The sequence below is a fragment of the Spiroplasma endosymbiont of Nomada rufipes genome, assembly GCF_964277355.1.
In the GTDB taxonomy this organism is placed as follows: domain Bacteria; phylum Bacillota_I; class Bacilli_A; order Mycoplasmatales; family VBWQ01; genus Spiroplasma_E.
In genome coordinates this window covers 121,148-142,384 of sequence record NZ_OZ195517.1, presented here as the reverse complement: position 1 = coordinate 142,384, position 21,237 = coordinate 121,148, and the positions used below count along the sequence as shown (strand labels likewise).

Here is a 21,237-nt window from a genome sequence, read left to right as displayed (position 1 = left end):
ATGATATTATTAATTAATATTTAGGAGAAAACTAATGAATTCAAAGTATATATTTATTACTGGTGGTGTTGTATCATCTTTAGGTAAAGGAATTACAGCAGCATCGCTTGGGCGTATATTAAAGCAAAAAAATATTAAGATTTTTATGCAAAAATTTGACCCTTATATTAATGTTGACCCAGGTACTATGAGTCCTTATCAACATGGTGAAGTATATGTAACTAGTGATGGTGCTGAAACTGATTTAGATTTAGGTCATTATGAACGTTTTATTGATGAAAATCTGACTAGAGACTCCAATATTACTGCCGGAAAAGTATACCAAACTGTTTTAAAAAAGGAACGCGATGGTTTTTATGAAGGGAAAACTGTACAAGTTGTACCACATGTTACTGATGAAATTAAAAAACATATTTTTAATTCCGCAATTAATAGTAAGGCTGATGTTATTATTACCGAAATTGGTGGAACAGTTGGTGATATTGAATCATTAGCTTTTATTGAAGCCATTAGACAAGTTAAAAACGAAAAAGGTCATGAAAATGTTATTGTTATTCATACTACATTAATTCCTTATTTACATTCGGTTGGTGAATTTAAAACGAAACCCAGTCAACATTCAGTAAAAGAAATATTATCATTAGGTATTCAACCTGATATTTTGGTTTGTCGTAGTGAAACTATGCCACCCGATCATATTTTTGATAAATTATCTTTATTTTGTAATATTAAACGCAGGCATGTTTTAGCAATTCCTGATTGTGATAATATTTATAAAGTGCCATTATCTTTAGAACAACAAAAAATTGATGAAGTAGTTTCAGAATTATTAAAATTAAATAAAACTAAACCAGATATGTCAGAATGACATACAATTGTTAAAAAGTTAGATAATATTAATCAAGAAGTTACTGTTGGTATTGTGGCAAAATATTCGAATTTAAGTGATGCTTACTTATCAGTAATTGAATCATTGAAAATTGCAGGTTATAGTCTTAATACTAAAGTTAATTATAAAATTATTAACGCTGAAAGTTTAGATAGTAAAAACATTAATTCTATGCTTTCTCCTTTCCAAGCAATAATTGTTCCTGGTGGCTTTGGTAATCGTGGTGTTGAAGGCAAAATCAATGCAATTAATTATACTCGAGTTAATAAAGTTCCTTTCTTGGGATTATGTTTAGGTATGCAGTTAGCTTGTATTGAATATGCTCGTAATGTATGTAATTTACAAGATGCTAATTCTACTGAATTTAATGAAAAAACTAAAAATCCTATTTTTGATTTATTACGTGGCAAAAATAAAAATGATCAAATCGGGGGAACTTTAAGATTGGGTAATTATCCAACCACTTTAATTAATGATTCATTAGCAAAATCTCTTTATAAACAAACTATTATTATTGAACGTCATCGTCATCGTTATGAATTTAATAATAGTTATAAAACATTACTTGCAAAAAATGGATTAATTTTTAGTGGTATATATAATAAAGAAGATTTGGTAGAAGTGATTGAGTTGCCAAAAGAAGTACATCCATTCTTTATTGCAAGTCAGTTTCATCCTGAGTTCACATCAATAATTAATAAACCAAATCCTTTATTTTTAGGATTAATTAAAAGTATTATTAAAAAATAATGATAAAGTAAGAAAATTTAATTTTAAAATTGTTATAATTTTTATGAATTGTATATTCTCAAAATATATATGCAACTAGATTTTTTATGAAAATATATAATATAAGGTTATAATATTTTAAGAAAGAAGGAAAAGAAATGAATAAATTTGTTAGTGCAAAAAATATGATTGATAAAGCAAAAGCAGGTAAATATGCCGTTGCTCACTTTAATATTAATAATTTAGAATGAACAAGATCTATTCTTGAAGTTGCACAAGAAACTAAATCATCTGTTATTTTAGGTGTTTCAGAAGGTGCTATTAAATACATGGGTGGATTTAACACAGTTGCTAGTATGACTTTAGCGCTATTGAATGATTTAAATATTACTATTCCAGTGGCATTACATTTAGATCATGGTCAATCAGTAGATTCTTGTAAGAAAGCATTAGATGCTGGTTTTAGTTCTGTTATGTTTGATGGTTCTCATTTAGATTTTAATGAAAATATAAAAGATACCAAAGAAGTAGTTGCTTATGCTAAGAAAAAAAATGCATCTGTTGAAGCAGAAGCAGGTACTATTGGTGGTGAAGAAGATGGAGTTATTGGTAGTGGTGAGATTGCTAGTGAGGAAGATTGTAAATCATTAGCAGCTTTAGGAATTGACTTTTTAGCAGCCGGAATAAATAATATTCACGGAAAGTATCCTAAAAATTGAGATGGTTTAAATTTTGATGTGTTAAAAAATTTATCAGTAGCTTCAAATAAGCCAATGGTATTACATGGTGGTTCTGGAATTCCAAAAGATCAGGTTAAAAAAGCTATTAATTTAGGAATTAGTAAAATTAATGTTAATACTGAATTACAAGAAGTGTTCGCCGCAGTTATTGAAAAATATGTTACGGAAGGAAAACTTAATGAATATAAAGGGTTTGATCCTAGAAAAATTTTTAAGCCAGGAATGGAAGCAATTAAACTTAAAGCTAAAGAATTATTAACAGAATTTCGTTCATTAGGAAAATCTTAAAAAAATGGTCATATTAATAATAATATGACCATTTTTTTAAGATTTTCCTTAAATTAAGATAAATTTCAAATATGAAAATTACTTTTATTATCAATAACTTGTGATATTTTTTCATTACTTAAAATATCAATTATTACTTCAGCCTTAATAGCAACTTTCGCGTCTAACAGACCACCAATTACGTTAAAATTATCATCACCAAAAGTAGTATGGCAATGAATAATTGGTTTATTTCTATCTTTTTCATCTCAAATGATTGTTCCAATTGTTGATAACAATTCATATTGTTCAAGAAAAGTTTTTTTACATAATCAGTACTTTTTTTAGGAATATAGCCTAAAGTGACATTAGTAATAGCACCAATCATTTGAAATTGTGCCATTCCTATATTTTCTTTAATAGCAAATTGCTATAAAGTTTTAATAATCATTTCATCTTTTTCAATAATTAATGCATACTTATTTCCGATCATTTTTTTAATTTTCATAATAAGAATCTCACCTTTCTTTTAGCAGTATTTTAACATATTTATTAATAGCAATAATGATTAAATTTGATTATTATAGGAAAAAATATTTTTCTTTTTGTAATAAAAATTATTTTAAAAAGAAAATATATTAATTTTAAAATTAATAGGTATAATAAAACTAATATTTAAACTAAGGAAGTGATAAAGTTGAAAACTAATGGTTTAGTAATTGCTATTGGTAATGATCATACCGCTTATGAATTTAAACAACCAATTATTAAATTTTTACATACAGAAGGCTATCAAATTTTAGATTTAGGAACAAATAGCAGTGAGCCTGTTGATTATCCTAATTTTGGTTTTAATGTTGCTAATGCTATTGTTAGTAAAAAAGCAGATTTTGGTATTGTAATTTGTGGTACTGGTATTGGTATTAGCATTGCTACCAATCGTATTAATGGTGTTCGTTGTGCCCTTTGCTATGAAGAAGAAACAGTAAGATTGGCAAGGCTTCATAATGACGCTAATGTTTTAGCACTAGGTGCTAGAATTATTTCTGATTATAAAGCAGTAGAACTTGTGAAATTATTTTTAAATACTAAAACAAGTGATGAAAAAAGACATCAATTAAGAGTTGCAAAACTAAAATAATTTTACTATTAAATTATTAAAGAGAGGATGTTTAAAAATGGATAAATCTTTTAATAAGGGTCTTGACCCAGAATTAAAAAAAATTGTGAAAGATGAATGACAACGTCAACAAAATCATATTGAATTAATAGCTTCAGAAAACTATGTATCACCAGCTGTACTTACACTTGCTGGAACAATATTAACTAATAAGTATGCAGAAGGTTATCCGGGCAGAAGATATTATAATGGTTGCGAAAATGTTGATAAAATTGAAAATTTGGCAATAGAGAGTTTTAAACAATTATTTAATTGTAATCATAAACCAGGTCAATGTAAAAAAGGTAATTTTCATGCTAATGTACAACCTCATTCTGGTAGTCAAGCTAATGCTGAAGCATATGCTGCTATATTACGTCCAGGTGATACTATTCTTGGTATGGAACTTGATGCCGGTGGTCATTTAACTCATGGTTATAAAATTAATTTTTCTGGTAAAATTTATCACGGTGTTAATTATGGTGTAAGTAAAAAGGATGAATATTTAGATTATGATGAAATTTTAAAAATTGCTAAAGAATGTAAACCAAAAATTATTGTAGCAGGAGCTAGTGCTTATTCAAGACTTATTGATTGATCAAAGTTTCGTAAAATTGCCGATACTGTTGGAGCATATTTAATGGTTGATATGGCGCATATTGCTGGATTAATTGCTGCTGGATTACATCAAAATCCTATTTGTTATGCTGATATTACAACAACAACAACTCATAAAACATTAAGAGGACCACGTGGTGGTGCTATTCTTTGCACCGAAGAATTAAAAAAGAAAATTGATAGTGCGGTATTTCCCGGTAATCAAGGTGGGCCATTGGAACATATTATTGCAGCAAAAGCACAAGCTTTTTATGAAGCATTAACGCCAGAATTTAAAACTTATCAAATGCAAGTAATTAAAAATGCTCAAGCATTAGCGAAAACTTTTCTTGATGCAAAATTTCATGTAGTGGCGGGTGGAACTGATAATCATTTATTAACTGTTAATGTTACTAATATTAACGGTTTAAATGGTAAAGAAGCTGTTGATATTTTAGAAAAGATTAATATTGTTGCTAATAAGAATTGTGTTCCCTTTGATCCTTTACCAGCTGTTATTACTAGTGGTGTTCGTTTTGGTAGTCCAGCAATGACAACGAGAGGTTTTAAAGAAGAACAGTTTATTGAATTAGGAAAGATTATTATTAGTGCTTGAAAATTACCTAAGGGTATTAATGATGATGGTTTAAATGAATTAAGAAAAAAAGTTGATATGCTTTTAAATAAATTTCCCATTTATGAAAATATAAAATTACCTCAATAATAAAATAATTATTTTATGTTTGGAATATTAAAATAAGTTTTCTGTTAATTAACAGAAAACTTATTTTATTTTTTTGAATCTTTAATTTCTTTCATTTTTTCAATAAAATTATTATCATATTTAACCGAAGATTGTTCTTTAATAAACTTTATTAATTTTGAAACATCTTCATCACTAATTCATGGTGCTTGTAAACGATTGATATTATTTTGTCCTGGAGCTAAAAATAACATATCGCCTTTACCTAATAATTTTTCTGCTCCAGCAGTATCAAGGATTGTTTTTGAATCAATTCAAGATGCAACTTTAAAAGCAATTCTTGATGGAATATTATTTTTAATTACGCCAGTAATTACATCTACTGATGGTCTTTGTGTTGCTATTACTAAATGAATTCCTGCTGTTCGACCCATTTGTGTAATTCGCATGATCCCTTCTTCAATTTGTTTGCTTGCTTGTACCATTAAATCTGCTAATTCATCAATAACAATAATATAATAAGGTAATTTATCAATTTCTTGACTTATTTTTTATTATAACTTTCAATATCACGATTTCCATTTTTTGCAAATAGTTGGTATCGACGCATCATTTCTAAAATTACTACTTGTAATGCTGCTGGTGTTTTGTTTGCTTCATTAATTACTGGAATAATTAAATGTGGGATATCATTATAAATTGCTAATTCTACTCATTTAGGATCGATTAATATTAGTTTTATTTCATGAGGTTTGTATTGTAAGAGCAAAGAAATTAGTAAATCATTAATAAAAACTGATTTTCCTGAACCAGTACTACCAGCAATTAATAAGTGGGGTATTTCTTTTAATGAATGAAAGATGTAATCACCAGTAGTATTTCTACCAATACTAATTAATAATTTTTTATTTTTATATTTTTCGCTTATATTTTCAAATTGTTCTTGCATATTAGTTGGAACAATATTTTTATTACTAACTTCAATTCCAATCATTGATTTACCAGCTATTGGTGCTTCGATTCTAATATTATTATTTGCTAAAACTAGTTTTAGTTCTTCTTCTAAGTTAGTAATTTTGTTAATTTTCATTCCTGAAGTGATTGAAAACTCGTATTTTGTTACTGTTGTACCAATAGTAAAATCATTTACTTTTCCTTGAACAGAAAATTCTTTAAATAACTGATTAATTTTTTCTTTATTTTCTAAAGCATATTTTTCATTTTCTTCTTGCTTTTTTATTAGATTATCTGATTTTTTAGTTAATTTTAATGTTGGTAAAATATATTTTTGATTAATTATAGTTTGTTCAGGAAGAAAAGCTTTTGTTTTTTCTTGATTGTTATTTTGTTTTTCAATTTGATTAATAATTTTGTTTTGTTCTTTAAATTTTGTTTCATTATTTTCTAATTTTTGATTATTAATTTTGTTAATATTGTTATTTTCTTGTAATAATTCTTTATTGGTTTCTATATCAAAGTTTATTTTTTCGTTTTTTACTTTATTGTTTGATAAATTTTCTTTTGTAAATTGTTTAGTTTCTAATTTAGATTGCTTATTATTGTTTTTTGCTTGTTGTTTGTTTATTTTTAGTTCTTTTTTTAGATTATTGATTTTGATAGTATTATTTTGTGCCAAAGTAAGTTTTTTTTGTTTTTCTTTTGCTTTTTCTAATTTATTAATTTTTTGATCTTTTCGCTTAACTTTAAAATCTAAAATTGTTTCTTTGATATGATTTGAAATAGTGATAAATAAAATTAAGGAATGGTTAAAAAATAATCAACTAAAACAAATAATAATCATTAATATATTTAATATAAAATTAACAAAAAAAGTTGTGTAACCTAAAAATTCTAATATAGTATTACCAATTAATCCGCCAACAAGATAAGAGGGAAAGAAACTATCAATAGTTCAATTATTAAAGGAAATAGGTGATTTGAAAAATCCATGATAATTATTAAAAATAGTTGAATTTCATCAAGATTGATAATAATCATTAATTAAATTAATATGAAATTTATTATTAAATCAAATATTATCATAATGACTAATAATAGTAATAGTTTCAATTGTTCAAGCGCAGCATATAATAGTAGTAATTATTGCTCAAACAAAGGAAGCTTTAAATTTAAAATAATAATTAAAACAAAGTGGAATTAAAGGTATATATAATAATATATAAATTAAATATTTGCTTCATCCAAATAAAAAAGAAAATATAAAGTCGTCTAAAAATTTACCAATTGGTAGTAGTCTTAATAAACCAAAAGATTAATGCTGAATTATACTTGCACTTACAAGTATAATTCAGCATTAATCTTTTGGTTTTTTTTCAAAATCTTCTCCATCTTTTTCTAATCCTTTGATTGGACAAAGTAGAGGATAATTTTCTTTACAATAATCACAATGTCATTTTTTCTTTTTGAAAATTTCTTTAAATTTTTTAAACATTATATTTTTTCTCTCTTTCTTTTCATTATTTTTTTGTAAGTATATTTTATTCTTGTTCAAGTTCTGTTCATGAGCCAGTAGTGTTAGTTACTACTTTTCATCATGTATTACTATTTTCGAATTTAGTTTTTAATTGATTAAAATTCTCAATAATTTTTTCAGATAAAGTATATAAATCTTTGTTTGAGATATAACCTTTTCAACCACTTGCATCTCATTCGGGAAATCTAGAAATAATATTAAAAATTTCAGTTTTATTTTTATTAGTATTTAAAATTTTTTGTCATTCATATCGACTTAATGCAATTTTTAAAGTATCATGTCATAAAAATTTATAATATTTTTCTATTATATTTTTATCGTGAGTATTTGGTGAAAATTGTGGCTTTTTACTAAACAAAGTTCCAAAATAGTAACATAGTTCAACTCCGTATGTATTGTATCCACGTATACTAGTTAAAGATTTAAGAATATTCATTAATACCTCTGATAATTTATATATGTTAGGTTTTGCTCAATTATTTCCTTGATAAGGAAATTTTATGGTATCGTAGTATATTTTTTCTCTTAATTTTTCAAGGTCATTTAAAGAAAAAAGTTTAAATCAACTATCTAAAGTACTACTTTTTATATAAAATAATGTTGCAGGACTTTTTGAATTTTCTTTTCAGACAGTACAAATTTCATCTTTTCCATCATATTTTATTGGTTCATTTTTTAAAATATTTGTAGTTTTAATTTCGGTGTTTAAAATAGAATTTAAGTTTCCAATTGATGATGAAACCGTTAAAAACTTACTGCTGTTAATAGTGTTTTCATAATCATTCCCCCTTTTTAGTTTTTTTACTTTATATAAAAATTATTTTAATTATCTGTTTAAAATTTTACTATATTCTAAGTAAAATAAAATATAAACGATAATAAGTCAATTTTAAACATTGGATTTATTTGATAACTAAACTTTAAATTTTTTAAGAAATTTATTATAATTTTTTATACTTATAAAAATCAAAAAATAAGTATAGTATTTATATTGTTTTATAATAATTTTAATTATATAAAAGTTTTATTATTATTTTATTTAAAATAATATGTTATTGTATATAGAATGTTTTAAATGAATATAAAGTTATGTTTAAATTAAAAGCGCCTTATAAACCAACAGGTGATCAACCTGAAGCAATTAGAAAATTAGTAGTAGCTATTAAAAATAATATTAAATACCAAGTATTATTAGGAGCCACTGGTACGGGTAAAACTTTTACAATGGCCAATGTTATTGTGCAAGTGCAAAAACCAACTTTAATTTTAGTACATAATAAAACATTAGCTATGCAATTAGATGGAGAATTGAAAACTTTTTTTCCTGAAAATCGCGTTGAATATTTTGTTTCATATTTTGATTTTTATCAACCCGAGGCATATTTACCAAAAACCGATACTTATATTGATAAAAATTCTAAACAAAATCAAGAAATTGAAATGTTAAGATTAAGTGCTTTAAATGGTTTATCTATTAGTAAAGATGTTATTGTTGTAGCATCAGTAGCAGCAATTTATGGTGAACAAGAACCAACAGCATATAAAGATAACTTTTTTGAATTGAGAAAAGGACAAAAAATTAATAGAAAAGATTTATTATTAAGACTAATTAAAAATGGATATGTACGTAATGATATTACATTAGAACCGGGTAGTTTTAGTGCAAAAGGTGATTTAATAAAGTTAGCTCCATCTTGAAATGATCAATTTTATTTAAGAATTAGTTTATTTGGTGATGAAATTGAAGAAATAGCACGTATTGATACATTAGGCGCTAATGTTTTAGAACGTTTTCCCTTTATTACAATTTTTCCTGCGCAAAATTATATTACTAGTAAAAGTCGTGTTGATCAGGCAGTTATTAAAATTACTGAAGAGTTAAAAATAACATTAGCACAACTAAGAAAAAATAATATGTTAGTAGAAGCGCAAAAATTAGAACAAAGAACAGAACACGATCTAGAATCCTTAAAAGAATTTGGTATTTGTAGTGGTATTGAAAACTATTCTCGTCATTTAGAAAATAGAGAAGTGGGTTCATCACCATATACTTTAATTGATTTTTTTCCAGATGATTTTTTAACAATTATTGATGAATCTCATATGACATTACCGCAAATTAGAGGAATGTATAATACTGATCGTAGCAGAAAAGAAACATTAGTAAAATATGGCTTTCGTTTACCTAGTGCTTTGGATAATCGTCCTTTAAATTTTAATGAATTTTCTAATAAGTTAAAGCAAGTTATTTATACTTCAGCAACTCCTGCTGATTATGAATTATCTTTAATTAAAAATGAAGTTGAACCCTTTAATGTACCAGTTCAACAAATTATTCGTCCCACGGGTTTATTAGATCCAACAATTGAAATTAAACCAACTAAAAATCAAATGGAAGATATTATTAATCAAATAAAATTACGAACAAAAAATAATGAAAGATTATTTATTACTACTTTAACAATTAGAATGGCAGAAGAATTATCAAATTTTTACAAGAACAAAAAATTAAAGTTGCTTATATTCATAATGAATTAAAAACATTAGAACGTACTAAAGTTTTGTTAGTTTGTTAGATTTAAGAAAAGGTGTTTTTGATGTTATTGTTGGTATTAATTTATTACGTGAAGGATTAGACGTACCAGAAGTGTCATTAATCTGTATTTTGGATGCTGATAAATCTGGTTTTTTACGTAATACTAAATCATTAATCCAAACTATTGGTCGCGCAGCACGAAATGTTAATGGTCATGTTATACTATATGGAGATATTAAGACAGAGGCAATGACACAAGCAATTGAAGAAACGCAAAGAAGAAGAGAAATTCAACTTGCTTATAATAAAAAACATAATATAGTACCAGTTACTGTTAAAAAACCATTGAGTGAAATCGTGAGTACTAGAGAATTAGATGTTGATTTAAAAATTTTAAATTCAAGTAAAGGTAAAACAAAAATAGCTGCTAAAACAAAGATAATTGCTGATTTAAGAGTTGAAATGTTACAAGCAGCTAAAGATTTAAATTTTGAAAAGGCAGCTTCACTTCGTGATTTAATTTTGAGTATTGAAAGTGAAAAATAAAGGAGTAAAATAAGTTGATCGATAAAGCACAAAAAGGTATTTTGATAAGTCCAAATACTAAAATTAATCCTCATATACCAACAATATTTTTAATAAAAATTATATTACTAAACCTAAAATTTTTATTGGTGATTATACTTATTATCATGATTTTAATGGCGAACAAGCAGCTATTGATTTTGAAAATAAAAATATAATTTATCATTTTCTAAATATGATAGATGATGAATTAATTATTGGTAAATTTTGTTCAATTGCACAAGGTGTTTTATTTATAATGAATGGTGGCAATCATAATTATTCTGCAGTTTCAACATTTCCTTTACCATTATTTTATAAATCATTAAATTTATCAGAAGTTACAGAAAAAGATAAATTAGATAAATTTCCGATTAAATCACCAACAGTGATAGAAAATGATGTTTGAATTGGTCATGATGTGACAATCTTAAGAGGGGTAACTATTGGTAATGGGGCAGTAATTGCAGCTAAAAGTGTAGTTACAAAAAATGTACATCCTTATGCTATTGTTGGTGGTAATCCTGCTAAAATTATAAAATATCGTTTTTCTAAAAAAATAGTTCAAAAATTACAAAATATAAAATGATGAGATTGATCTATTGAAAAGATTGTTGAAAATTCGGATTTGTTAAAACAAAATTTTTATAATAAAATATTACAAGAACTTGTAAAAGAAAGTAATAGTTTAAATAAAATAAAGGGGTAATAAAAAATATGAAAAAATATGGTTATTTAACTACTAAAATAGGTTTAATTGAAATCATAGTAGTTGCAGAACAAGTAGTAAAAGTTAGCTTCGTTAATACTCGTCAAGTTGCTAAGGATAGTAGTAATATAGTGGTAGTTAATTGCTTAAAACAACTAGCAATGTATTTTGATAAAAAATTAAGTGATTTTAACTTACCAATAGCTTTAAAAGGAACTCCTTTTAAAAAATTAGTATGGAGTAAAACTTGTACTATTCAATTTGGGACAACTTTAACTTATCAAGAATTAGCGCAAAAGATAGGTTATCCAAAAGCAAGTAGGGCAGTGGGTTCAGCTTTAAGTAAAAATCCATTAGCAATTATTGTTCCTTGTCATCGTGTTGTTAATAAAAATAAGAATATTGTTAATTATCTTTATGGTGCTCATATTAAAAATTTTTTATTAGCACAAGAAAGTAAATAAGGTATAAGATTATTTTTTTATGATTGATTATCTTTTTTTGATTTTTAAAATTGTTAACAATTTTAACTACATAATTTTTAATATAGTAAACAGGATATCCTGCTAACATAACAGCAATTAAAATTAGTGAATTTCATAATGCTCACATATTATTATTTTGTGTACCATAATAATACATTGCCAAAAATGATCCAACAATAGCAATTATTGCTCCTAAATAACCAATAATAATGAAAAAGTAAAATCAAAAATTATTAAAAATCTTTTGGTAGTCTGGATGTTTGCGCCTTAAAAAGATAATGACTGAATTAACAATTAATTTTAAAAAAACTAATAGCAATAATAAAGTAATTAGTTACTTCATACAATTGATTTCATAAAATATAAATTAAAGCAGCAAATATTAATAGTAACATAGCAGCTCATGGCATATTAGTTCTTTTAGTTGTTTTTTGAAAAAATTTAAACAAATCTTTTTCTTCACTCATTTTAAAAATTAAACGTGATTGATAAATTAGAAATGCATTTAGTGAACCAACAAATAATAAAATTGCTAGTCCTGAAAAAATATAAGCTAAAACATGAGGAATATTAGGATTATTGATAATAGCATAATATCAAACGTTACTAAATCCATCATTTTATCTAATCATGAAAGTGGTTCATTAATAGTTAACAAAGCAATTAATAGTATTAAATATAAAAAGATAATTAGTCCTGTTGCAACAATTAAAGTTCAAAGTACTTTTTTCTTGGATTTTCTACTTCTTCAGTAACATAAGTTATTGCTTCAATTCCTGAATAGGCAAATAGTGTCATTGTTGTTGCTGGTAATAAAACATAAGTTGCAAGAAAAATTTTTGATAAATCTTTTTGAACTATTTCACTATTAAAGCTATCTGTATTGCCATAAATCATAGCAATAAATAAAACAAAAGTAATTGGTAATCCTTTTAAAATTGTAAAAATAATTTGTGTTTTTCCAGAACTATTTTTAATAAATATTTGGACTATAGCTAATGCAAATAAAATTAAAATTCCAAATAATTTTATCAACCATTGGTTAGTAATATGAGCTAAAGTACCAATAATATTACCTAATGCTAAAGTAGCAGAAGCAACGGCAGTAGCACTAACCATTAAAACTAAAATCCATCCCAATCAAAACGAACAAGCCATTCAATTTGCTTTTTTTAATCAATAATAAGCACTTCCATTTCCTGGAAAAGAAATAGCAGTTTCTGCTAGTAATAACATTTCTGGCAAAATTAAAATACCGCCTAAAATTCAGGCACATATCATTAAAATCGGATTAAATCCACTTTGAAACGCTACTTGTCCAAATGAAATTAGTACTGATGATCCAACTGTGGCAGAAATTGCCATCATTAATATTACTCAAAACGAATACTTCTTTTTTAATTTCATGTCTTTTTCCTATCTCTATTTTTTTATTTCGTATGTATTGATAAAACTTTTTATTTTATTAATGTAAGTTTGATAAGCATTTGGTAAGGTTTCAATATGATCAATATTTTCCAAAAATAAATAATCATAATTTTTATAATGGAGTTTAACTTGATAATTATGAATGACATTAGCCATGAAAAATGGGACAAAATTATCTTTTTTACCGTGAATTAATAAAGTAGGAACTTGAAAACCTGTTTTGCTTTTTTTTAATAAATCATATTCTAAAATATTTGTATTTGTAAATTTTTGATATCTTTTGGCTAAACCATTACTAATTAATCATCAAGGTTTTTTATAACGATATTGCATGACGTAACGAAATTGAACAAGTAGATTAGAGAATCCACAATCAGTAATTGCCCAGTTAATTAAATTGGTTACTTTATAATTAAATAAATAATAATTAATTGTTGATGCACCCATACTATTACCAATTAAACCAATACTGCTAACTTGATAATTATCTTTTATTCAATTAATTAAACAATTAATATTTTCAGCACAAGTAAGACCAATGTCACTATATTGGCCATAAGTTTTACCGTGAGCAACACTATCAAAAGTTAAAATATTGTATCCTTCTTCATAAAATCATGACACTAATCTTAATGCTAAATATTTATTTTCTGTTCAACCATGAAAGCCAATAACTCATTTATCACTTTTCTTTTTTTGAATGACAGTTAGACAACTAATGTTTTGATTATTATCATTTTTAATGGTAAATTCTTGATAATTTTCTTTTTTTCAATCAATTGGATAGCCATATTTATTAAGATCTTTAATTTGACAATCATATTGATGATAATTAAAACTATTAATATCAACTGTTTGTTCGTTATTTATTTTAAATTTACCTTCTTTTTGATAAGAAAAGCAAAATTCTAAAAATTGTTTTTGATATTTTTTTGAATAAAAATAAACAAAAGGAAATAATAGAATAACTAATAAAATTTTGCTAAAATAATAACAAAATTTTTTATAACCAGTTAATAAAATTTTTTGATTCACAGACGTGTTGATTACTGTCATTTTTTAAGCCTTTTCTAAACTACTAAACTACTAAACTACTAATTATTTTACACTATCTTATCAAATGTTTAAAATATTAATGTATGTTAATTTAATTATTTTAAAATAATTAAATTAATAATTTTTAATATTTAATTTTATTAATAATTGCTTTCTAGGAAAGTTTATTGTATAGTAATGTTTTCAGTTGTAAACTTTAAGTGAGATTTATTTAAAATTATCTTTAAATAAATCTTATTTAAAATTGAAACAAAATAATATTTTCAATAATTTTCATTATTAATAAAAATAGTATACGATAATTTTAATAAAAAGGAGGATACTTAAAAATGATAAATGAAAAAAATAAAACAGTAGAAGAAGATAGTTGAGAAAGTGTTACTACTGTTAATGTTGATGATAGCGACTGTCAAGCAAAAATGGAAAAATTAAATAAAAAATTGCAAGAAACAGCTAATGAATTAGAAGAAATAAGTAGTCTTTATGCAAAATCAGTAAAAGAATCATTAGATAAATCCAAAAAAAATAAAGAACTAGAAGATAAAATTGATGAATCGGAAGAACAATTAAAAGCATGTAGAGAAAAAAATAAAAAATTAGAAGGTCTTGAAGATAAAGTTAAAAAATTAGAAGAAGATTTAAAAGAGTGTAGAGCAAAAAGAGAAGACTTGGAAAATCAATTAAAAGAATGTAAAGCAAAAAGAGAAGAACTAGAAGCACAGTTAAAAGATTGCCAAGAAAAAAATAAAAAATCAGATGAAAGTAAAAGACAATGAATTCCTGGTGAATATAAATGAATGCCTGTTGGATCAAAAATGCCAGAAGGTTGAGTAAAAGTAGATCTTGCTAAAGGTTTAACAATAGTTCAGAGTGATAAAGAAGGAAAAACATTAGGAAGTGTTGGAAAACATAATCATACATTTTTAAATAATGCTCAGGTATGAACCACTCCTGCTTCAGCAAGAATAGCTTTTATTAATGAAAGAACTTCAGGATCATTAGGTTCTAAATATGTACCATTCTTAGGTAGTTATACTCATCTTTGAGGAAGTAAAACAACTGCTGATACTGGAAAAGGTATCTCTAATACCGAGAATAATTTAGCTGCTGGAATATTTGCTGAACTTTGACAATATCAAGGAGAAAATAGTAGTAGTTAAAGTTAATAAAAAAGAAAGAAAAAAATAAGATAAATAAAGTTAATGGATAAATTTATATAATTTAAGTAAATAAAATTATTCCAATTATTTTTTATTAGAAAAAAATATTGGAATATAACATTTTTTAGTAATAATTAATTCTATTTTTTAAATTTTATTGCTAAATTGTAAAGGTAAGTGCAACTAAATTATTTTTCTATCCAAATATTCGATTGGTGAAAGATAATTTAATATTTTTCTCGGTCTTTGATTTAAAGACAATATAAATTTATGAACTTCATTTTTATTAGTTTTTGAAAAAATAAATTTTTTAGGAAATTTTTCTCTAATTAAACCATTAGTATTTTCATTAGTACCTCTTTGTCAAGGTGAATATGGATTGGCAAAATAAATTTTTACATCTAAATTTTTTTCAAGTTGTTGTCAATTTGAAAATTCTTTGCCACGATCAAAAGTAATAGTTTTAACAATGTTTTTAGGAAGAATTGATAAATAATAACTGACATTTTTATTAATAACTTTAGTAGTTCTGTTTTTAACTAATATTGCTAAAGTAAATCGTGATACTCTTTCAACTAAAGTTATTAAACATGATTTGCTTTTACCTCGTGATGATACTATAGTATCTCCTTCTCAATGACCAAGTGTTATACGATCATTAACATTTATATCTCGTTCTTTAATTGATTTACCATTAAACTTGCCACGATTCTCTTGAGATTTTCGTTTTTTACATTTTCTTCTTAAATTTTTACTAGTAACTTTATCAAGCATTCCAAAATAAATTCAAGTATAAATTGTTTTAAAACTAATAACTCACTCTTTATGAAAATTTTTAATTCTGCCATAAATTTGTTCAGGTGATCAACCTAATAGTAATTTTTGTTGTACATATTTTACTAAATTCTTATTTTTAAACTTATGAAAACTAATATGTGATTGTTTTCGATTTTCAGCTTTATTTTGTGCAATTAATGAAAAATAATGATTATTATCTTTATTTCTATTAATTTCTCGAATAATAGTACTAATACTTCGATTAAGATTTTTAGCTATTTCACTAATTTTAAATTTAAATTTCAATTGATTCTCAATATAAATCCTTTCATCTATGCCAAGATGTTTATAACTCATATAAAAACTCCTTACTTTTTTCTAAACTAAATTTAGCATTATGAAATTTTTATATGAGAATTTTTTGCAATTTTATTTACTTGCACTTACAAGTATAATTCAGCTTTTAATGCACCAAGTGGAGCGTGTTTTGATTGTAAAGGCTTGGGAGTAAAATTAGAAGTTGACTAATAATTATTAATGCCAGATTTAAAATTATCAATTAATGATGGTGGCATTGAGTATTATAAAAACTTAGTTGGTACTAGTAATTTAGAATGACAAAAATTAAAAGTTCTTTGTTATCATTATTTAATTGATTTGAATCAACCATTAAAAAATTTAACAAAAACACAACTTAATTATATTATGCGTGGTAGTGATGAAGCCATTACTTTTAGTATTACTTCGGCAAATGGTCGTAAATATCCTAATCATGATTATATTGAAGGCATTGCCACTTTAATTGAAAGACGTTTTTTAGAAACAACTAGTGATTTTGCCCGTGATTATTATCGTAAATTTATGAGTGAACGTACTTGTTTAACTTGTCAAGGAACAAGATTAAATGAATTTGCACTAGCAGTTAAAATTAAAGATGAAAATAATAAAGAAATGAATATTAGTCAATATACTGATTTAGACATCGAAGAAAGTTTAACATTTATGTTAAATATTAAATTATTACCTTATCAACAAGAAATTGCTAAATTAATATTAGTAGAAATCATTAATCGTTTAAGTTTTTTAACTAATGTTGGTTTAGGTTATTTAAACTTATCACGAATGGCACAAACTTTATCTGGTGGTGAATCACAACGAATTCGATTAGCAACTCAAATTGGTTCACAATTAACGGGAATATTGTATGTTCTTGATGAACCTTCAATTGGTTTACATCAACGTGATAATGTTAAGTTAATTGAAACTTTAAAACAAATGCGAGATCTTGATAATACATTATTAGTAGTAGAACACGATGAAGATACAATGTGAGCAGCAGATTGATTAATTGATATTGGTCCAAAAGCCGGAATTTATGGTGGTGAAGTAATTGCTGAAGGTACACCACAGCAAGTTGCTAATAATCCTAATTCAATTACTAGACAATATTTAAATGGTGAAAAATTTATTGCATTACCTAAATCAAGAAGAAGTGGTAATGGCAAAGTTATTGAAATTCAAGAAGCACAAGCTAATAATTTACGTAAAATAAATGTTAAATTACCTTTAGGTAAATTTATTTGTGTTACTGGTGTTTCAGGAAGTGGTAAATCAACGCTTGTTAATGATATTTTATATACTAGTATTCAAAAGTATTTAGGTTTAAAGGGACAACGACCAGGAAAACATAAAGCAATAAAAGGGACTGAATTTATTGATAAAATTGTTGCTATTTCGCAAGAACCGATTGGCAGAACACCAAGGAGTAATCCTGCTACTTGTACTTCAGTTTTTGATGATATTCGTGATTTATTTAAACAAACACCAGAAGCAAAAATTAGAGGATATGCTAAAGGTAGATTTTCATTTAATGTACCAGGAGGAAGATGTGAACGTTGTTCTGGTGATGGTGTTATTAAAATTGCGATGCATTTTTTACCTGATGTTTATGTAACTTGCGAAATTTGTGAAGGAAAACGTTATAATAGTGAAACATTACAAGTTAAATATAAAGGTAAAAATATTTATGATGTACTAGAACTGCCTGTTGATTTAGCATTAACTTTTTTTGCTAATCATCCAAAAATCCATAAAAAGTTAGCAATGATACAAGAAGTGGGATTAGGATATGTAAAATTAGGACAACCCGCTACTGAATTATCTGGTGGTGAAGCACAAAGAGTGAAACTAGCTAAAGAATTACAAAAACGTGCTACTGGCAAAACTATGTATATTTTAGATGAACCAACTACTGGTTTACACGTTGATGATATTAAAAGGTTAATTGAAGTTTTAAATAAAATTGTTAATCATGGTGATACTGTTGTTGTAATTGAACATAACTTAGAAGTTATTAAAGTTGCTGATTACATTATTGATCTAGGACCTGAGGGTGGAAAATTTGGTGGTGAAATCATTGCTACAGGAACACCAGAACAAGTAATAACAAATCCTAAGTCTTATACTGGACAATATTTAAAAGCAGTTATTAATCGCGATTTGAATAGAAAATAATTAAAATATTTTCTGTAGTATTCTTGAATTTTAACAAAAGAAGTGGAGAAATAAAATGTCTTTAGAAGTAGTACCAAATTTAAAAGAAATACTTATAAATTCAACTATACAAAATGTTAAAAGTAATATAATAAAGTTAAAAGAAGTTTTTAGTACTTCTTCTAATATACAATACTTAGAATATTGATTTATTTTTTTTGAAAAAGATTTTTTTTAAAAATTTAAAAATAATGGAAAAACAGTATCAATGAATGCAAAAATTTTTAGTGAAAGTAAAAGATGAAGTATTTAATGATGAAAGAAAAGAACTTGAATTTCTTTCTTTTAAGTTTGAAAAAGAAAATTTTTTTCCATGAGATAAAGAACTAGAGTTTGAATTACTTGAATTTACTTTAATGTGAGAGGAACAAAAACAGAAGGCAAAGGGTAAACTTATTGATAAAATTACAGCATTAAAAATAGAATTAAATTGTAAATTAAGTAGTAAAAAATGAGAATTAAAAGAAAAATTATATAAAATTAATAATCAACAAGAAATTATTTTAAATTTTCATAATAATAGTCTTAAAAAATTAGAAGTTTTTCAAAAACAGAAAACAAGTAAGATTTTTAAATTTAAAAGTAAATTAGTTAAGTTTTTCACTTTTGGTTATTATAATTTTGAAATAAGATTAGTTAATAGAATAGAATGTGAAAAAGTTGTTTTAAATAATCAAAAAGAGCAACTTTATAAAATTGGATTAAAAATTTGTAATATCAAAAAAAGTTTGAATAAAGTTGAAATAAAAATTAGAAAAAAAGACAAAGACTTAATTTATTTAAAGAAAATATTGTCTCTTTTGTTAAGGAAATAAATTCAATTAATGTACAAAATACTGAAATTTCAACAAATAATAGATTAATAACACAACTATAGTTATTATTTTTATTTGTAATCTAAAATTGGAGAAAATTATTTCCATTTATATGATAAAATCTTACTTATATATAGACATGAAAGGATTTGTCACTTTGGAAAAAAGAGTATATTTTTTAAAGTTTAATAAAAAAATTCTTAAAATGGATTTAATAAGTTTTGGAACTGGTTTAATAGGTATTTTTTTGGGAATTCTAAGTATTTTAGCATTACAACCTTTTTGAGATAATGATAAAGCATCACTTTGAATAACTGTTGTTGCAATTTTTTTTGATATTACTAGTTTTACTTTAGCTTTTCTACCTTTTTTCTTAATGTTCCGTTTAATTAGATTAAAGAAAACTTTGATAAAACAAAATATGAAATTATATCGAAAAGATCAATTTAGTATTTCGCTTGATTTTATTAGTTTTTGTTTAGGTATTATTGGAACAAGTTGCGAAATTATTAGTGTTATTGTGCTTTTACCTCAATTTAATGATAATAAAGTTTTTTCATATCAAATTACTATTGTTGCTGTTGTTTTAAATATTATTAGTTGTATTACTTGTTTAATGGCAACATTAATTACTATTAATATTATTAAAGATTATAAACAAAGAGGAAATTCTATTATTTAAATATGATAATGTCCACTTTTAGCATAATTATTTTTTGTACTATGACAAGCTAAATCAATTATGTTAAGATATTTTCAGTTTAAGTTTATTGTTAGAAGGAGAAGTCATGAATGATAATGAAAAAATAAAAGGTAATTTTTATGTTCTAGGAGATAGTTTATCAGACACAGGAGCATTAGTAAGTGGTTTTACAGCTCTTTTTAAGCATTTAAAAATACCTAAAATAGTTAAAATGTTACCACCATTTTATAAAAATTCTTTTTCTAATGGTCCTGTGGCAGCACAAATTATTGCCGATTATTTGCATATAAATTTAACTTCTGCTTGAAGATTTGACCTTTTTTTATTTGCTGATGAGCAAATTGGTAATAATTATGCAGTTAGTGGAGCTTTAGCTAGTAGAAAAAAAAGAATTAACAGTAGAAAGTTTTGTTATTAATCATTTTGATATTATTCATCAAGTAGATGCTTTAATTAGTCAGCATCATATTAATAGCAATGATATAATTTTAGTAGAGTTTGGTGGTAATGATATTTTATATGCTTTTAAACAATCATTATTAAACGACTAAGAAGAAATTATTAATAAAGCAGTTGAGTTAATAAAAAATGCTTTAACTAAATTGATAAATAAGGGTGCTCAACGTATTTTATTATGTAATGTTCCTAATATGAGTATTATCCCTTTATTTAAAAATAAAGAAAAAGATAAGGAACGTATTTTAAATTTAACTACTAATTTTAATAAAATGTTAGATAGTGTTATTGAAGAATTAAATAAAAATAAAAAAAATATTATTAAATATGATATGTTTGCAGTGATAACAAATGCTATTAATAAGTTTAAAAGTTTGAATATTAATAACGCTAAATTGTAAAGGTAAGTGCAACTAA

21 protein-coding genes and 1 pseudogene are annotated in these 21,237 nt (G+C 24.9%); 13 read left to right on the top strand and 9 right to left on the bottom strand.

The features are described 5' to 3' along the window. Positions 1 to 34 precede the first annotated feature (34 nt). Entirely contained in the window at positions 35 to 1,639 is a 1,605-nt protein-coding gene (locus tag ACICQF_RS00765) for a CTP synthase (RefSeq protein ID WP_395473320.1), read from the top strand. 137 nt (positions 1,640 to 1,776) lie between these two features. After that, positions 1,777 to 2,646, top strand: coding sequence for a class II fructose-1,6-bisphosphate aldolase (fba, locus tag ACICQF_RS00760; protein ID WP_395473319.1), 870 nt, complete (start codon positions 1,777 to 1,779; stop codon positions 2,644 to 2,646). Between the two features lie 53 nt (positions 2,647 to 2,699). Here fba and ACICQF_RS00755 read toward each other — a convergent pair whose 3' ends face one another. Next, entirely contained in the window at positions 2,700 to 2,957 is a 258-nt protein-coding gene (locus ACICQF_RS00755) for a PCC domain-containing protein (RefSeq protein WP_395473684.1), read from the bottom strand. A 380-nt stretch (positions 2,958 to 3,337) separates the two neighbouring features. Between ACICQF_RS00755 and rpiB the strand changes: the two genes are divergently transcribed. Together rpiB and glyA are read left to right on the top strand one after the other, a co-directional pair. After that, positions 3,338 to 3,766, top strand: a complete 429-nt coding sequence (gene rpiB, locus ACICQF_RS00750; RefSeq protein WP_174480264.1) for a ribose 5-phosphate isomerase B — start codon at positions 3,338 to 3,340, stop codon at positions 3,764 to 3,766. Between the two features lie 37 nt (positions 3,767 to 3,803). Next, positions 3,804 to 5,105 (top strand): serine hydroxymethyltransferase, encoded by a 1,302-nt coding sequence (glyA, locus tag ACICQF_RS00745; RefSeq protein WP_395473318.1) that lies wholly within the window; start codon positions 3,804 to 3,806, stop codon positions 5,103 to 5,105. A gap of 65 nt (positions 5,106 to 5,170) precedes the next feature. On the opposite strand, the gene ACICQF_RS00740 is transcribed toward glyA, so the two are convergent. The 4 genes from ACICQF_RS00740 to ACICQF_RS00725 form a co-directional block, all read right to left on the bottom strand. After that, positions 5,171 to 5,611 carry an FtsK/SpoIIIE domain-containing protein gene (locus ACICQF_RS00740; protein WP_395473683.1) on the bottom strand — a complete coding sequence of 147 codons (441 nt, stop codon included), beginning with the start codon at positions 5,609 to 5,611 and terminating at the stop codon, positions 5,171 to 5,173. A 17-nt stretch (positions 5,612 to 5,628) separates the two neighbouring features. Then, positions 5,629 to 6,885 (bottom strand): DNA translocase FtsK, encoded by a 1,257-nt coding sequence (locus ACICQF_RS00735; protein WP_395473317.1) that lies wholly within the window; start codon positions 6,883 to 6,885, stop codon positions 5,629 to 5,631. 513 nt (positions 6,886 to 7,398) lie between these two features. Further along, positions 7,399 to 7,596, bottom strand: coding sequence for a hypothetical protein (locus ACICQF_RS00730; protein WP_395473316.1), 198 nt, complete (start codon positions 7,594 to 7,596; stop codon positions 7,399 to 7,401). Continuing rightward, entirely contained in the window at positions 7,583 to 8,014 is a 432-nt protein-coding gene (locus ACICQF_RS00725) for a hypothetical protein (protein ID WP_395473315.1), read from the bottom strand. Before ACICQF_RS00725 ends, ACICQF_RS00730 begins: the two co-directional genes overlap by 14 nt. A 653-nt stretch (positions 8,015 to 8,667) precedes the next feature. Here ACICQF_RS00725 and uvrB point away from each other — a divergent pair. The 3 genes and pseudogenes from uvrB (at position 8,668) to ACICQF_RS00710 (ending at position 11,851) form a co-directional block, all read left to right on the top strand. Continuing rightward, a pseudogene (uvrB, locus tag ACICQF_RS00720) lies at positions 8,668 to 10,660 on the top strand (excinuclease ABC subunit UvrB). A gap of 214 nt (positions 10,661 to 10,874) precedes the next feature. Continuing rightward, complete coding sequence (locus tag ACICQF_RS00715; protein ID WP_395473314.1) at positions 10,875 to 11,387, top strand: CatB-related O-acetyltransferase; 513 nt, start codon at positions 10,875 to 10,877, stop codon at positions 11,385 to 11,387. 8 nt (positions 11,388 to 11,395) lie between these two features. Further along, on the top strand, positions 11,396 to 11,851 hold the full coding sequence (locus ACICQF_RS00710) for a methylated-DNA--[protein]-cysteine S-methyltransferase (RefSeq protein ID WP_395473313.1): 456 nt from the start codon (positions 11,396 to 11,398) through the stop codon (positions 11,849 to 11,851). A 308-nt stretch (positions 11,852 to 12,159) separates the two neighbouring features. On the opposite strand, the gene ACICQF_RS00705 is transcribed toward ACICQF_RS00710, so the two are convergent. From ACICQF_RS00705 to ACICQF_RS00695, 3 genes are all read right to left on the bottom strand, one after another. Then, positions 12,160 to 12,339, bottom strand: coding sequence for a hypothetical protein (locus ACICQF_RS00705; protein WP_395473312.1), 180 nt, complete (start codon positions 12,337 to 12,339; stop codon positions 12,160 to 12,162). A gap of 241 nt (positions 12,340 to 12,580) precedes the next feature. Next, positions 12,581 to 13,279: an amino acid permease gene (locus ACICQF_RS00700; RefSeq protein WP_395473311.1), complete on the bottom strand. Its 699-nt coding sequence runs from the start codon at positions 13,277 to 13,279 to the stop codon at positions 12,581 to 12,583. A 15-nt stretch (positions 13,280 to 13,294) separates the two neighbouring features. Further along, on the bottom strand, positions 13,295 to 14,356 hold the full coding sequence (locus tag ACICQF_RS00695) for an alpha/beta hydrolase (RefSeq protein WP_395473310.1): 1,062 nt from the start codon (positions 14,354 to 14,356) through the stop codon (positions 13,295 to 13,297). Between the two features lie 329 nt (positions 14,357 to 14,685). Here ACICQF_RS00695 and ACICQF_RS00690 point away from each other — a divergent pair, with 329 nt between their 5' ends. Further along, a complete protein-coding gene (locus tag ACICQF_RS00690; protein WP_395473309.1) occupies positions 14,686 to 15,516 on the top strand; it encodes a hypothetical protein in 831 nt (276 codons plus the stop codon). 183 nt (positions 15,517 to 15,699) lie between these two features. Here ACICQF_RS00690 and ACICQF_RS00685 read toward each other — a convergent pair whose 3' ends face one another. After that, positions 15,700 to 16,650 carry an IS30 family transposase gene (locus ACICQF_RS00685; RefSeq protein WP_395473164.1) on the bottom strand — a complete coding sequence of 317 codons (951 nt, stop codon included), beginning with the start codon at positions 16,648 to 16,650 and terminating at the stop codon, positions 15,700 to 15,702. Positions 16,651 to 16,830: 180 nt separating this feature from the next. Between ACICQF_RS00685 and uvrA the strand changes: the two genes are divergently transcribed. From uvrA to ACICQF_RS00660, 5 genes are all read left to right on the top strand, one after another. Next, positions 16,831 to 18,807, top strand: coding sequence for an excinuclease ABC subunit UvrA (uvrA, locus tag ACICQF_RS00680; RefSeq protein ID WP_395473308.1), 1,977 nt, complete (start codon positions 16,831 to 16,833; stop codon positions 18,805 to 18,807). Positions 18,808 to 19,037: 230 nt separating this feature from the next. After that, positions 19,038 to 19,661: a hypothetical protein gene (locus ACICQF_RS00675; RefSeq protein WP_395473307.1), complete on the top strand. Its 624-nt coding sequence runs from the start codon at positions 19,038 to 19,040 to the stop codon at positions 19,659 to 19,661. Between the two features lie 139 nt (positions 19,662 to 19,800). Continuing rightward, the gene (locus ACICQF_RS00670) at positions 19,801 to 20,343 is read left to right on the top strand and encodes a hypothetical protein (protein ID WP_395473306.1); all 543 of its coding nucleotides are present in this window, start codon (positions 19,801 to 19,803) and stop codon (positions 20,341 to 20,343) included. 106 nt (positions 20,344 to 20,449) lie between these two features. Next, on the top strand, positions 20,450 to 20,782 hold the full coding sequence (locus tag ACICQF_RS00665) for a hypothetical protein (protein ID WP_395473305.1): 333 nt from the start codon (positions 20,450 to 20,452) through the stop codon (positions 20,780 to 20,782). Between the two features lie 184 nt (positions 20,783 to 20,966). Next, on the top strand, positions 20,967 to 21,221 hold the full coding sequence (locus ACICQF_RS00660) for a hypothetical protein (RefSeq protein WP_395473304.1): 255 nt from the start codon (positions 20,967 to 20,969) through the stop codon (positions 21,219 to 21,221). The last annotated feature ends 16 nt before the right edge of the window (positions 21,222 to 21,237 follow it).